1 protein-coding gene is annotated in these 264 nt (G+C 36.0%); it reads right to left on the bottom strand.

Annotation, left to right across the window (positions count from 1 at the left end):
* Positions 1-20: 20 nt before the first annotated feature.
* Positions 21-239 (bottom strand): hypothetical protein, encoded by a 219-nt coding sequence (locus tag DVW06_RS16960; RefSeq protein ID WP_238696210.1) that lies wholly within the window; start codon positions 237-239, stop codon positions 21-23.
* Positions 240-264: the final 25 nt, after the last annotated feature.

Below are 264 nucleotides of genomic sequence, written 5' to 3'. Positions count from 1 at the left end.
CAAAATTTATTTTCTTTTTCCTACAGGAAATCCATGCCTTTCAGCTTGTCCGGTAAATTCACAGTCAATTGACCACCTTTTGACCGATAAATTGACCGCACAACACCAATCAATTCATTGTCTAACATGATAACCCCATTATCTTTATACCGAGCAAGGTCATAACCTGCATTGACCAGTTGATTGCTCACTGTATTTTTAGATATACCCAACTCATCAGAAAGGTTATATATGGTCATTTTTTCTAATGGATTACTCATTCAG

Origin of the sequence: Enterococcus sp. ARL09-542 (genome assembly GCF_005234805.1) — a bacterium.
GTDB classification, from domain to species: Bacteria; Bacillota; Bacilli; order Lactobacillales; family Enterococcaceae; genus Enterococcus_D; species Enterococcus_D gallinarum.
Note: the sequence above shows the minus strand (reverse complement) of the source record. Positions and strands in the feature narration are given on the sequence as shown.

Coding starts and splice junctions, on each gene's coding strand:
- DVW06_RS16960 (WP_238696210.1), bottom strand. CDS start 239: ATGACCATATATAACCTTTCTGATGAGTTGGGTATATCTAAAAATACA.